The 13,779-nt window shown below is 43.4% G+C and carries 13 protein-coding genes, 2 rRNA genes and 1 riboswitch (1 of these 16 cut by a window edge); of the genes, 14 read left to right on the top strand and 1 reads right to left on the bottom strand.

Going from position 1 to position 13,779, the window contains the following annotated elements; genetic code table 11:
* Both SporoP8_RS06475 and rrf read left to right on the top strand, forming a co-directional pair.
* Nucleotides 1-946 (top strand): 23S ribosomal RNA (locus SporoP8_RS06475) (it extends 1,983 nt beyond the left edge of the window).
* A 74-nt stretch (nt 947-1,020) separates the two neighbouring features.
* Nucleotides 1,021-1,136 (top strand): 5S ribosomal RNA (gene rrf / locus SporoP8_RS06470).
* A gap of 76 nt (nt 1,137-1,212) precedes the next feature.
* Here the strand turns inward: rrf and SporoP8_RS06465 are convergent.
* Nucleotides 1,213-1,518 (bottom strand): hypothetical protein, encoded by a 306-nt coding sequence (locus SporoP8_RS06465; RefSeq protein WP_085131754.1) that lies wholly within the window; start codon nt 1,516-1,518, stop codon nt 1,213-1,215.
* A 206-nt stretch (nt 1,519-1,724) separates the two neighbouring features.
* Here SporoP8_RS06465 and SporoP8_RS06460 point away from each other — a divergent pair, with 206 nt between their 5' ends.
* From SporoP8_RS06460 to purD, 12 genes are all read left to right on the top strand, one after another.
* Nucleotides 1,725-2,252, top strand: coding sequence for a DUF2179 domain-containing protein (locus SporoP8_RS06460; protein ID WP_085131753.1), 528 nt, complete (start codon nt 1,725-1,727; stop codon nt 2,250-2,252).
* On the top strand, nt 2,249-2,434 hold the full coding sequence (locus SporoP8_RS06455; RefSeq protein WP_085131752.1) for an NETI motif-containing protein: 186 nt from the start codon (nt 2,249-2,251) through the stop codon (nt 2,432-2,434). The genes SporoP8_RS06460 and SporoP8_RS06455 overlap by 4 nt, the downstream gene beginning before the upstream one ends.
* A 127-nt stretch (nt 2,435-2,561) precedes the next feature.
* A riboswitch (purine riboswitch) is annotated at nt 2,562-2,662 on the top strand.
* Nucleotides 2,663-2,846: 184 nt separating this feature from the next.
* Nucleotides 2,847-3,311: a 5-(carboxyamino)imidazole ribonucleotide mutase gene (gene purE, locus SporoP8_RS06450; protein WP_420066739.1), complete on the top strand. Its 465-nt coding sequence runs from the start codon at nt 2,847-2,849 to the stop codon at nt 3,309-3,311.
* Between the two features lie 2 nt (nt 3,312-3,313).
* Nucleotides 3,314-4,429, top strand: a complete 1,116-nt coding sequence (gene purK / locus SporoP8_RS06445) for a 5-(carboxyamino)imidazole ribonucleotide synthase (RefSeq protein ID WP_085133571.1) — start codon at nt 3,314-3,316, stop codon at nt 4,427-4,429.
* Between the two features lie 115 nt (nt 4,430-4,544).
* Nucleotides 4,545-4,799, top strand: a complete 255-nt coding sequence (purS, locus tag SporoP8_RS06440) for a phosphoribosylformylglycinamidine synthase subunit PurS (protein WP_085131750.1) — start codon at nt 4,545-4,547, stop codon at nt 4,797-4,799.
* On the top strand, nt 4,796-5,479 hold the full coding sequence (gene purQ, locus SporoP8_RS06435) for a phosphoribosylformylglycinamidine synthase subunit PurQ (RefSeq protein ID WP_085131749.1): 684 nt from the start codon (nt 4,796-4,798) through the stop codon (nt 5,477-5,479). The genes purS and purQ overlap by 4 nt, the downstream gene beginning before the upstream one ends.
* Nucleotides 5,469-7,700 carry a phosphoribosylformylglycinamidine synthase subunit PurL gene (purL, locus tag SporoP8_RS06430; protein WP_085131748.1) on the top strand — a complete coding sequence of 744 codons (2,232 nt, stop codon included), beginning with the start codon at nt 5,469-5,471 and terminating at the stop codon, nt 7,698-7,700. Before purQ ends, purL begins: the two co-directional genes overlap by 11 nt.
* Nucleotides 7,676-9,100 (top strand): amidophosphoribosyltransferase, encoded by a 1,425-nt coding sequence (gene purF / locus SporoP8_RS06425; protein WP_085131747.1) that lies wholly within the window; start codon nt 7,676-7,678, stop codon nt 9,098-9,100. The genes purL and purF overlap by 25 nt, the downstream gene beginning before the upstream one ends.
* Before the next feature lie 11 nt (nt 9,101-9,111).
* Nucleotides 9,112-10,167, top strand: coding sequence for a phosphoribosylformylglycinamidine cyclo-ligase (purM, locus tag SporoP8_RS06420; RefSeq protein ID WP_085131746.1), 1,056 nt, complete (start codon nt 9,112-9,114; stop codon nt 10,165-10,167).
* Nucleotides 10,164-10,736: a phosphoribosylglycinamide formyltransferase gene (purN, locus tag SporoP8_RS06415; protein WP_369802591.1), complete on the top strand. Its 573-nt coding sequence runs from the start codon at nt 10,164-10,166 to the stop codon at nt 10,734-10,736. Before purM ends, purN begins: the two co-directional genes overlap by 4 nt.
* Nucleotides 10,737-10,785: 49 nt before the next feature.
* A complete protein-coding gene (purH, locus tag SporoP8_RS06410) occupies nt 10,786-12,321 on the top strand; it encodes a bifunctional phosphoribosylaminoimidazolecarboxamide formyltransferase/IMP cyclohydrolase (protein WP_085131744.1) in 1,536 nt (511 codons plus the stop codon).
* Between the two features lie 21 nt (nt 12,322-12,342).
* The gene (gene purD / locus SporoP8_RS06405; RefSeq protein ID WP_085131743.1) at nt 12,343-13,602 is read left to right on the top strand and encodes a phosphoribosylamine--glycine ligase; all 1,260 of its coding nucleotides are present in this window, start codon (nt 12,343-12,345) and stop codon (nt 13,600-13,602) included.
* Nucleotides 13,603-13,779: the final 177 nt, after the last annotated feature.

Genomic DNA, 13,779 nt, shown 5'->3' with positions numbered 1-13,779 from the left:
GTTCCGACCCGCACGAAAGGCGTAACGATCTGGGCACTGTCTCAACGAGAGACTCGGTGAAATTATAATATGCGTGAAGATGCGCATTACCCGCGACAGGACGGAAAGACCCCGTGGAGCTTTACTGTAGCCTGATATTGAATTCCGGTGCAGCCTGTACAGGATAGGTAGGAGCCTTGGATTCCGGAGCGCTAGCTTCGGAGGAGGCATTGGTGGGATACTACCCTGGCTGTATTGGACTTCTAACCCTTGCCCGTGATCCGGGCAGGAGACAGTGTCAGGTGGACAGTTTGACTGGGGCGGTCGCCTCCTAAAGAGTAACGGAGGCGCTCAAAGGTTTCCTCAGAATGGTTGGACATCATTCGCAGAGTGCAAAGGCATAAGGAAGCTTGACTGCGAGACCTACAAGTCGAGCAGGGTCGAAAGACGGACTTAGTGATCCGGTGGTTCCGCATGGAAGGGCCATCGCTCAACGGATAAAAGCTACCCCGGGGATAACAGGCTTATCTCCCCCAAGAGTCCACATCGACGGGGAGGTTTGGCACCTCGATGTCGGCTCGTCGCATCCTGGGGCTGTAGTCGGTCCCAAGGGTTGGGCTGTTCGCCCATTAAAGCGGCACGCGAGCTGGGTTCAGAACGTCGTGAGACAGTTCGGTCCCTATCCGTCGCGGGCGCAGGAAATTTGAGGAGAGCTGTCCTTAGTACGAGAGGACCGGGATGGACATACCGCTGGTGTACCAGTTGTCTTGCCAAAGGCATCGCTGGGTAGCTATGTATGGACGGGATAAATGCTGAAAGCATCTAAGCATGAAGCCCCCTTCAAGATGAGATTTCCCATTACGCAAGTAAGTAAGATCCCTCAAAGATGATGAGGTGGATAGGTCTGGGGTGTAAGTACGGCGACGTATGTAGCTGACAGATACTAATCGATCGAGGACTTAACCTATATTAAAAAGTAGTTACTTGAACTACACCAATGTCTTTTATTCAGTTTTGAGTGAACAAGCTTTACTCAAAGAGTCTAGTAACGATGGCGAAGAGGTCACACCCGTTCCCATACCGAACACGGAAGTTAAGCTCTTCAGCGCCGATGGTAGTTGGGGGTTTCCCCCTGTGAGAGTAGGACGTTGCTAGGCATGCGAAGCCATTCCCTTTGGGGAGTGGCTTTTTTGTATTTTATAATATATTATCGTGAAACGAATTGAAGGAAATTTATATATACACCTTTAACACCACACCTATCAAGTCGGTGAATTTTCCTGCATTTGGAATCTTCGCTTTAATAATCCGCTCAATGCTTCTAGCTAAGCGCTCTATGCCAACAGTAATCCGCTCAATGATTCTAGCCAATCGCTCTATGTCAACAGCAATCCGCTCAATGACCCTAGCCAATCGCTCTATGTCAACGTCAATCCGCTCAATGCTTCTAGCTAAGCGCTCTATATTAACAGTAAACCGCTCAATGCTTGTAGCCAAACGCTCTATGCCAACAGTAATCCGCTCAATGATCCTAGCCAATCGCTCTATGCCAACAGTAATCCGCTCAATAAACCTAGCACAATCGCTCTATGCATCCCGTATTTCACTATATGAACTCAATCAAGCACTCTATCTTTCTCGCTCATCCCACAATTACTCACCATAATCTACTATTTAAAAGACTTTCCTTGAGTTTTTAACTAATGCGCGATACGATTATCCTACTTGTTTAAAGGAGTGATGCAATGGTAATGATATTAATAATTTTCGCAATCAATATTGTCTATGTTACTTTTATGACAATACGAATAATCCTAACACTGAAAGGCTATCGTTATATTGCTGCAACTGTGAGTATGATAGAAACGGTAATATACGTCATCGGGCTTGGATTAGTACTTGATAATCTAGATCAAATTCAAAACTTGGTTGCTTATGCGCTTGGGTATGGCATAGGGGTTATTATTGGTTCGAAAATTGAAGAACGTTTAGCACTTGGTTATATAACGGTTAATGTGATAACGTCAGATATCGATAAGGAAATGCCTGCTGTATTACGACGACTTGGATATGGAGTTACAGACTCATCAGCTAATGGATTAAGTGGTTATCGTTCTACTATGCAGATTTTGACGCCTCGTAAATATGAAGTGCAACTGTATAAGACAATAACGGAACTAGATCCGAAAGCGTTTATTATATCGTATGAACCTAAGTCGATACACGGTGGCTTCTGGGTGAAGAGTGTGAAAAGAGGCAAGTTATTCAAATGAGTAAACAAAAGATCTGGTTTGATAGAGAAGAAGATGAGACGCTTGATGAATGTTTGGAAAGAATACAGAGTTTGGGATATACCGTTGTTGCTAGAAGAGAGAAACCACTATTTAAACAGGTGGGCGAAGAGTATATTCCCATTAGACAACAAACACAGTTTCAAGCTATCAAAAATAGCTAATAACTGTCAACGTAAATAGAACTGATGTTTAATCATCTATATGTCAACTTAAAGGCGAATGATTATAAAAGACTTATAATGTAATGTTCGTCTTTTAGTTGACGGATTATGTATTAATTGATAATATAATAAGAGTAAATGAGTTCCCCGTATATGCTGCAGAATAGGCTGTGGCGTTTCTACCAAGACACCGTAAATGTCTACACTATGTGGGAAAGCAATTTTTCTTGGATAATCATGGAGAATGGCTAAGTTACGATAGCTATGTATCCATATTGGTAAGGGTCCTTGAAAGTTCTGCTTTTTGTGCATGTGAAAAGTGGAGTTTTCAAGGACCTTTTTATTATTTTATATCAAATCATGTTGTGCATGAAGGAGCGGATTAGATTTGGAACCGAAAATAGGTGTCATAATGGGCAGTAAGAGCGACTGGGAAACGATGAAGCATGCATGCGACATATTGGATGAACTAGGAGTTCCTTATGAAAAAAAAGTAGTGTCAGCCCACCGTACGCCGGATTTCATGTTTGACTATGCAGAACAAGCAGAGAAAAAAGGATTACACGCTATTATCGCAGGAGCAGGCGGAGCTGCCCATCTACCAGGAATGGTTGCTGCAAAAACGCTAGTTCCTGTTATTGGTGTGCCTGTGCAATCTAAAGCATTGAATGGTATGGACTCACTGTTATCTATTGTTCAAATGCCAGGAGGCGTACCTGTAGCGACTGTGTCAATCGGTAAAGCGGGTGCTACGAACGCAGGCCTTTTAGCGGCTCAAATGCTCTGTGTACAAGATGAAGAATTACGCAATAAACTACAGCAAAGACGCGATGAAATGAAGGAAATCTCGCTGGAAAGCAGTGGTGAACTAAATTGAAAATGATTCACCCAGGACAGACAATCGGTATTATCGGTGGTGGGCAATTGGGACGGATGATGGGTCTTGCGGCAAAAGAAGCTGGTTTTAAGATTGCGGTACTTGATCCAACAAAGAATTCCCCTTGCGGACAGTTAGCTGATATCGAAATAGTGGCATCATATAATGATGAAGAGGCATTGAATGAATTAAGCCAAGTTAGTGATGTCATTACATTTGAATTTGAAAATATCGACTATGAAGGATTGAAACGGCTGACAAAGAAAGCTTATGTACCTCAAGGAGCTGAACTAGTCCGTATCACGCAAAATCGTATCAAAGAAAAAGCTGAAATTCAAGCGGCTGGAGCACCAGTTGCGCCTTACATAACCGCTGAAACATATGAAGAATTAGTACAGAAAATTGATGATCTTGGATTCCCTTGTATCGTGAAAACTGCTTTTGGGGGCTATGACGGTAAAGGTCAAGTAAAGCTTGAAGCGAAAGAACAAATTGAAAGTGCTAAAGATCTGTTTACACATTCTTCTTGTATAGCTGAGGCTTTCGTTCCATTTGATAAGGAAATTTCCGTTATCATTCAACGAAATCCAGCAGGACAAACATATTGCCTGCCTATTGCTGAAAATATTCATAAGCATCATATCTTGCACGAATCGATTGTACCGGCACGAGTAGAACAAGAGGTTTTGGAGCAAGCAGAAAATGCTGCAAAGAAAATCGCAAGCCATTTAGAGTTAATAGGTACACTAGCAGTTGAAATGTTCGTACTGCCTGACGGTAAAATCATGATTAATGAATTAGCGCCGCGCCCGCATAACTCTGGTCACTATTCAATAGAGGCATGTAACATCTCACAATTCCATCAACATATTCGTGCAGTCTGTGGTTGGCCGTTACGTGAGCCGAAGTTATGGGGGTCATCCATTATGGTGAATGTACTTGGAGAACATGTAGCACCGCTTCAAGAGCGTATCGCGGATTATCCAGATTGGTCCATTCATTTATACGGCAAAGCAGAAGTGAAGGAAAAACGTAAAATGGGTCATGTCACCATCATGACGGAAAACATTGAAGAAACCCTGCAAGAAATTGAGCAGTCCGGTATTTGGTACGATTAAAACTATATAAATTTAAATAGATTAACTCCATCAACAGTTCTTAAATTATTACATGCTCTTAGATTTAATTTACACAATAAAAAAACTATTATTTCCACTTTGGGAGGAACCGACAATGACGAAAGTAACAATTTATGTAACACTACGTGAAAGTGTTGTAGATCCACAAGGTATCGCGACAACTGAAGCACTTCAAAAGATGGGCTATGAAGAAGTGAAAAGTGTACGGGTTGGGAAAATGATCGAATTACAGCTTGATGGATCAGAACAGACAATCGAAGCACGTGTGAATGAAATGTGTAACGATCTATTGATCAATAAAGTCATTGAAGATTATCGTTTCGAAATTGGGGAGGTTGCCAGCAAATGAAGTTCGCCGTTCTAGTATTCCCAGGACTTACTTGTGATCTTGATATGTACCATGCAATTGAGGAAACAGTAAAGCAAGATGTTGAATACGTTTGGCATACAGAAGCCGACCGACTCGATCAATTCGATGCGGTTCTATTACCGACAGGCACTTCATACGGCAACTACTTACGTCCAGGTGCATTAGCGAAAAGTTCACCTGCATGCAAACATTTACAAACATTTGCTGAATCAGGTAAATTGGTTCTTGGTGTAGGTAATGGTTTTCATATCCTAGTAGAAGCAGGTATGCTCCCGGGTGGATTCTTACGAAATCAGAGCTTGAAATTCCGTTCAGCCCGAGAAACCGTGCGAGTAGAAAATAATAATACAGCTTTCACAAATGATTATACACAAGGTCAAATGCTTACATTGCCAGTTGCTAATGAGTTTGGTAACTACTATGCGGATGAGCAGACAGTGAAAAAACTAAAAAACAATAATCAAATTGTCTTCACATATGCGGATGGAAATATAGATGGTAGCACAGAAGCTATAGCCGGTATCACAAATGAAAGAGGCAATGTTCTCGGTATGATGCCACTGCCTGAACGTGCAGTAGAAGCAATCATTGGTGGGACAGATGGAACAGCTTTATTCCAATCAATCATGAACAATCGGGGTGAACAGCATGTCAATTAATCACGAACCTACAGCGGAGCAAATCAAAGAAAATCGTCTATATCTCCAAATGGGTATGACGGATGCAGAATATGAGCGTGCAGTAGAAAAACTTGGACGTACTCCAAATTACGTGGAAACAGGTCTGTTTTCTGCTATGTGGTCGGAGCACTGTTCGTATAAAAGCTCAAAGTCTGTATTACGCAGATTTCCTACTGAAGGTGCACGTGTACTACAGGGACCGGGTGAAGGTGCTGGAATTGTAGACATCGGTGACAACCAAGCTGCTGTTTTTAAAATGGAATCCCATAACTCCCCTTCTGCCATTGAGCCTTTCATTGGTGCAGCAACAGGTGCTGGCGGAATCATTCGGGATGTATTCTCTATGGGTGCGCGTCCGGTAGCATTAGTAAATTCACTTCGTTTCGGAGATTTAACAGAACCTCGAGATCGATTTTTGTTTGAAGAAGCAGTTGCTGGAATTGCAAGTTATGGCAATGCAATGGGAATCCCAACAGTAGCGGGTGAAGTCCAGTTTGATCAGTGCTATTCGAAGCGTCCATTAGTTAATGCGATGGCAGTCGGATTGTTGAATCATGAAGATATTCAAAAAGGTGTTGCGGCTGGTATCGGCAACACAGTGATATACGCAGGCGCTACAACAGGCCGAGACGGAATTCACGGAGCTACCATGTCTTCTTCTGAATTGTCTATTGAAGAAGAGGCAGAACTGCCGGTAATGCAGGCAGGAGATCCATTCATTGAAAAGTTATTGATGGAAGCTTGCTTAGAACTAGTTCAATCCGATGCGTTGATCGGTATTCAAGATATGGGTGCAGCAGGTCTAACTTCTTCAGCAGCAGAAATGGCTTCAAAAGCTGGCTATGGTGTGGAATTGAACTTGGATCTTGTACCACAGCGTGAAGAGAATATGACAGCGTATGAAATGATGTTGTCTGAATCTCAAGAACGTATGTTGATTGTGGTGAAAAAGGGCCGTGAAGAAGAAGTCATTGCACTATTCACGAAGTATGGAATTACTGCAGCGGTAATTGGTCATGTAACAGATGATAAAATGCTTCGTTTGCTTCATAAAGGTGAAATCGCAGCAGAAGTTTCAGCGGATCTACTAGCTGAAGATGCACCGAGCTATCAGAAAGAATCAAAAGAACCTGCATCGTTTGCGGAAAACCAAGCGATTGAAAATAAAGAACCACAAGTAACGAACTTAAAAGAAACAGTACTCGATTTATTGCAACGTCCGACGATTGCTTCTAAAGAGTGGGTATATAATCAGTTCGATACAGGCGCAAGAACGAATACAGTTCTTGCACCAGGAGCATCCGCCGGTGTGATCCGTGTTAGAGGAACAAATAAAGGTATTGCGATGACAGCGGATTGTAACTCGCGATTCATCTACTTGGATCCGGAGGTTGGCGGTAAGATTGCGGTAGCTGAAGCTGCACGTAACCTTGTATGTTCAGGTGCTGAGCCAATCGCACTGACAGACTGTCTGAACTTTGGTAGCCCGGACAAGCCAGAAGTATTCTGGCAGTTGGAAAAGTCGGCTGACGGTATTTCAGAAGCATGTCGTAAACTGAATGCACCGGTTATTGGCGGTAACGTATCTCTTTCCAATGAAGTAAATGGTGTGCCAATTTATCCAACACCAACAATTGGTTTGGTAGGAATCGTCCATGATTTGAGCCAAGTGACAACACCTGGATTCAAACAAGCTGGAGATGCGATCTACTTGATTGGACAAACGGAAACAGAATTCGGTGGCAGTGAATTGCAACAAATGATCGAAGGAAAGATCTTCGGTAAATCACCTGCAATTGATTTGGATATAGAAGCAACTCGTCAACAACAGCTTCTTGAAGCAATACAAGCTGGAATGATTCAATCGGCTGATGATTTGTCAGAAGGCGGATTTGCAGTAGCGCTTTGTGAAGGTACATTTGGTTCACAAGGCTTAGGTGCCGATGTAACAGTGGAAGGTTCAGCAATCACTGCATTATTCAGTGAAACCCAGTCACGTTTCTTGGTTACTGTACAAGCTGATCAAGTAGCAGCATTTGAAAAGAAAGTTCAAGATGCAGTGAAAATAGGAACAGTAACAGATGGCGAAGAAATCGTCATCAAAGACGCAGAGGGAACTGTCCTAGTAGAAGGGACGGTAGAGGAATTCCAAACTGCTTGGAAAGGGGCAATTGCATGCTTGCTGAACTCAGAGGACTAAACGAAGAGTGCGGCGTATTTGGTATTTGGGGACATGACGATGCAGCACAACTCAGCTATTACGCATTGCACGCTCTTCAGCATCGTGGACAAGAGGGAGCCGGAATCGTCGTAAAAGGCGATAGTGGTCTCCATGCAGTCAAAGGTGAAGGTCTGGTCAATGAAGTGTTCTCAGGTGAAAAGCTAGACTCTCTTGAAGGACGAGGCGCAATTGGGCAAGTTCGCTATACGACAAAAGACGGGCGTGGTATAGAGAATGTTCAGCCACTTGTCTTTCGTTCCACAACGGGTAGCTTGGCGATTGCGCATAACGGGAATCTGATCAATGCGACAGATTTGAAAGAACATTTGGAGCGGCAAGGTAGTATCTTCCAAAGTACATCCGATACAGAAGTACTCGCTCATTTAATCAAACGTAGCAGTGGTTCACGTAATCATCGTGAACGAGTAAAAAAGGCACTGAGTATTCTAAAAGGTGCATTTGCATTCGTTTTAATGACAGATGAAGGGTTGATGGTTGCGCAAGATCCAAACGGTATGCGTCCATTATCTTTGGGGAAAATTGGCGATGCATGGGTGGTTGCATCAGAAACTTGTGCGTTTGAAATTATTGGTGCTGAACATGTCCGTTCTGTGGAACCAGGTGAATTGCTGATTATCAATGATAATGGATTGACGTCTGAGCGTTTTGCAGAACCGGCAGATAATGCGATGTGTTCTATGGAATATGTCTACTTCTCGCGCCCTGATTCAAATATCGACGGAATTAATATCCATGCTGCACGTAAACGTTGCGGTAAACAGTTGGCTCGTGAAGTGCAGATCAGTGCAGATGTCGTTACAGGAGTTCCAGATTCCAGTATATCTGCAGCCATTGGATTTTCTGAACAAAGCGGTATTCCGTATGAGTTGGGATTAATCAAAAATCGCTATGTGGGACGAACTTTTATTCAACCATCTCAAACATTGCGTGAACAAGGCGTGAAGATGAAGTTGTCACCTGTACATCAGGTCGTTAATGGTAAGCGTGTAGTGATGGTTGATGATTCGATTGTTCGCGGAACGACATCTAAACGAATAGTCACAATGCTACGCGATGCGGGCGCTAAGGAAATACATGTTGTCATTGCTTCACCACCTTTGATCGCGCCATGTTACTACGGTGTAGATATTAGTTCAGATTCAGAATTACTTGCGACAGGTCGTACTATAGATGAAATGCGTGATGAGATTGGTGCAGATTCACTCTCATTCCTATCAATTGATGGGATGTTGGAATCGAATGGCCGGTCACCTGAAATGAAAAACTGCGGACAATGCTTGGCTTGTTTCACGGGTGTGTATCCAACAGAGATTTATTCGGATACGGCAATGCCGCACGAAAAAGAAATCGTACGATAGGAGGCCTTTCCATGTCGAAGGCATATGAAAAAGCGGGAGTTAATATTGAAGCTGGCTATGAGTCAGTTGAACGCATGAAGTCTCACGTAGCACGAACATCTCGTAAAGGTGTAGCAGGTGCATTTGGTGGGTTCGGCGGAATGTTCGATCTATCTGCGCTGGAATATAAAGAACCGGTACTCATTTCTGGTACAGACGGCGTTGGCACGAAGTTGAAATTGGCTTTCATGGCGGACCGTCATGACACGATCGGAATTGACTGTGTTGCAATGTGTGTGAATGATATCGTAGCGCAAGGTGCAGAGCCTCTATATTTCCTTGATTATGTAGCGTTAGGCAAAGCAGTACCTGAAAAAGTGGAAGCAATCGTCAAAGGTGTAGCGGATGGTTGTGTACAATCAGGTGCAGCATTGATCGGTGGAGAAACGGCTGAAATGCCAGGACTTTACGATGAAGATGAATATGATTTGGCTGGCTTCGCCGTAGGAGCTTGTGAAAAAAGCAAGCTGGTTACAGGTGAGCGTGTGCAAGAAGGTGACGTACTAGTTGGAATTGCATCAAGTGGTATTCACTCGAACGGTTACTCTTTAGTACGCCATATTGTATTCGAACAATTGGGCGCAGATATTAACGGCACGATTGAAGGATATGAAGATCTTGGCACTGTAGCTGATGCATTGTTAAAGCCAACTAAGATCTACGCAAAACCGGTACTTGAAATGCATCAACAGCTTGACGTGCACTCCATGGGTCATATTACAGGCGGTGGATTTTTCGAAAACCTTCCGCGTATGTTCTCTGAAGAATTTGGAGTAGAAGTAGATCTAGACGCTTGGCCAGTACTTCCTATATTCCATATGTTGAAAGAAAAAGGCGGATTAACGGATCGTGATTTATATAGCGTATTCAACATGGGTGTTGGGTTCGTCGTAGCCTTGCCGGAAGCAGAAGCTGGAAAAGCAATCGAAATCGCTAATGCACACGGTGAAGAAGCGTATGTAATCGGACGTGTTACGAAGCAAGCAGGCGTAACATTTAACGGTGAGCATGACGGGACATTGTCATAATGAATAAAGTAAAAATCGCAGTATTTGCTTCAGGGAGCGGCAGTAACTTTGCCGCTTTGGTAGAAGCTTGTAAAGCGGGGCGCATTCCAGCTGAAATTGTTTTGATGGTGACAGATAAACCGGATGCTTTCGTCAATGAACGTGCGAATGAACAGGGTATTCCAATTGCCGCTATTCGTCCTCGTGACTACGAAACAAAAGATGCATACGAGCAAGCAATACGTAAAGCATTACATGAAGCACAAGTAGAATGGTTAATATTAGCTGGCTATATGCGATTGATCGGTCCTGTATTATTGGAAGCATTTCCTGAACGGATCATCAATATCCATCCGTCTCTCTTGCCTTCATTCCCAGGTAAGGATGCGATCGGACAAGCAGTAGCTGCCGGCGTTAAAGTAACGGGTGTTACAGTTCATCTTGTAGATGAAGGAATGGATACGGGTCCGATTTTAGCCCAGCGCGCAGTGGACGTTGTCGATGGGGATGTCGAGCAGACTGCTTTAGCTATTCATGCCGTGGAACATGAATTATATACAGCAACATTGCAAAACTTATTTAAAAAATGATGAGCCTGTTGAGATGACAGGCTTTTTTTATAAACTGGAGGGAATACCTTTGAAAAAACGCGCACTGTTAAGCGTATCAGATAAAAGTGGAATACTAGAATTTGCAAAAGAACTTGAACAGCTTGGATATGAATTATTATCTACTGGTGGTACGATGAAGCATTTGAAAGACAATGGTGTTGCTGTGACGGCTGTAGATGAAGTAACAGGATTCCCAGAAATCATGGAAGGCCGCGTGAAAACGTTGAACCCGATGATTCACGGTGGATTACTTGCAAAACAAGACGATCCTGGACATCAGGCACAAATGGAAGAGCACGGCATTCAGCCAATCGATGTAGTGTGTGTAAACTTATATCCATTCAAAGAAACGATTTCTAAACCAGATGTATCTGCAGAAGATGCAATCGAAAATATCGATATCGGTGGCCCAGCAATGCTTCGCGCGTCTGCAAAGAACCACGCATATGTGACAGTCATTGTGGATGCAACAGACTACAGTGCCGTACTCGACGAACTGAGAGCGGACGGCAAGACGACTCTTGAAACACGACGTCGTTTAGCAGCTAAAGTATTCCGTCATACGGCGGCTTATGATTCATTAATTTCAGGCTACTTGACAGACCTCGCTGGCGAACAATTCCCAGAACAAGTTACGTATACATACGAGTTGAAGCAACCATTGCGTTATGGAGAAAATCCTCATCAGCAAGCAGCATTCTATAGCCGCCCGCTTGGATCTGATTTCTCGATCGCCTATGCGGAACAGCTTCATGGAAAAGAATTGTCTTATAACAATATCCAAGATGCGAATGCAGCGATTCAAATCGTAAAGGAATTCACTGAGCCTGCAGCTGTGGCGGTTAAGCATATGAATCCATGTGGTGTGGGTACAGGAGCGACCATTGCAGAAGCTTTCCAAAAAGCTTACGAAGCAGATGCTACGTCTATTTTTGGTGGAATCATTGCATTGAATAAAGAAGTAGATCAGGATACGGCAGTGCAACTAGCTGATATATTCCTTGAAATCGTTATTGCTCCTTCATTTACAGAAGAAGCACTTGAGACATTAACGAAAAAGAAAAACATTCGTCTCTTGACGATTTCATTTGAACAGCGGAAAAAAGATCAGTGGAACACGGTATCTGTTGAAGGTGGATTATTAATGCAACAGCCTGATATCCTTGGTTTTGAAGAAGCTGATATCAAAGTGGCAACAGACCGAGAGCCGACTGAAGCAGAATGGAATGCGATGAAACTTGGATGGGCAGTTGTGAAACACGTGAAGTCTAATGCAATCGTCGTTACAGATGAGCATATGACAATCGGTGTAGGGGCAGGTCAGATGAACCGTGTAGGTGCTGCGAAAATCGCCTTGACACAGGCAGGCGAACGTGCAAAAGGGGCAGCGCTTGCTTCTGACGCATTTTTCCCTATGGATGATACAGTTGAAGCGGCGGCAAAAGCAGGTATTACCGCAATTATTCAACCAGGTGGTTCGGTGAAAGATGCGGATTCTATTAAAAAGGCTAATGAATACGGTATTACGATGGTATTTACAGGCGTACGTCATTTCAAACACTAAGAGTGCAGGGAGTAGATGAACATGAAAGTTCTTGTAATTGGAAGTGGCGGTCGTGAACATGCGATTGCCAAACAGTTCAACCAAGCGCCTTCTGTATCAGAAGTATTTGTGGCGCCTGGCAACGACGGTATGCGACAAGATGCAACATGTGTGAACATTGCAGCTACAGATTTTAAAGCTTTGGCGGATTTCGCAATCGAACAGCGTGTTACGTTAACATTCGTTGGACCGGAACAACCGCTAGCGGAAGGAATTGCCGATTACTTCCTGGATAAAGGTTTAACAGTATTCGGCCCTACTCAGGCAGCTGCTCGCATCGAAGGCAGTAAGTCATTCGCCAAGGAGATCATGGACAAGTATGATATTCCAACAGCGGCTTATGGAACATTCACAGATGCTGAAGAAGCGAAGTCATTCATCCGCGAACAAGGTGCGCCGATCGTAATCAAAGCTGATGGGTTGGCAGCTGGAAAAGGCGTAATCGTTGCGATGGAATTGCAGGAAGCGTTAGACGCGGTAGATGATATGATCGGCAATCAAAAGTTCGGTGAATCATCGTCACGTGTCGTGGTAGAAGAATTTCTCGATGGCGAAGAGTTTTCTTATATGTCATTCGTCCATGACGGACAAATTTATCCAATGGTAATCGCACAAGATCACAAACGTGCATATGACGGAGATCGTGGTCCGAATACGGGAGGAATGGGTGCTTATTCTCCAGTTCCACAAATTTCGGATGCAATCGTGCAGGAAGCGTATGATCGTGTAGTCGTACCAACTGTTGAGGCTATGACAGAAGAAGGAATTCCTTTCACAGGTATTCTTTATGCTGGTTTAATACTTACTGAGCAAGGTCCAAAAGTTATCGAATTCAATGCCCGTTTTGGCGACCCAGAAACACAAGTCGTCTTGCCGCGTATGAAATCGGATTTTGGTAAGTTCATGGAAGCTCTACTGGCTGGAGAATCATTCGATCTTGAGTGGCATGAAGAAGCGATGTTAGGCGTAGTGATTGCATCGGAAGGATATCCTAACGACGTAGTGAATGGTCACGCACTCCCTAATCTTGATGTTCTGACAGATCAAGGGCTTGATGTTTTCCATGCAGGAACCAAGCTGGAAAATGATCACTTTATAGGAAATGGTGGACGTGTACTTCTCGTTGCTGCAAAAGCAGCTACATTAAAAGAAGCACAAGAAAAAGTTTATAATGGCCTTGCCGATCAACAATGGGATGGATTTTTCCACCGTACAGACATTGGATGGCGTACATTTGAATAAAAGTTGAAACAGGACTGTCCTAGAAGTTGCATGACTTCTAAGACAGTCTTTTTTTAATACTGTAGGAAGATATTTGGAGTCTACGACCTTATAGTAGATGCTACATACTCTTTCATTCGATTAAAAAATATGTTATCCACAACATCTTTAATAATCCGTGGTTTATTGGTGGAAAAA

Origin of the sequence: Sporosarcina ureae (genome assembly GCF_002101375.1) — a bacterium.
In the GTDB taxonomy this organism is placed as follows: domain Bacteria; phylum Bacillota; class Bacilli; order Bacillales_A; family Planococcaceae; genus Sporosarcina; species Sporosarcina ureae_B.
The sequence above is the reverse complement of the archived record's forward strand: the minus strand, read 5'-3'. Positions and strand labels throughout refer to the sequence as shown.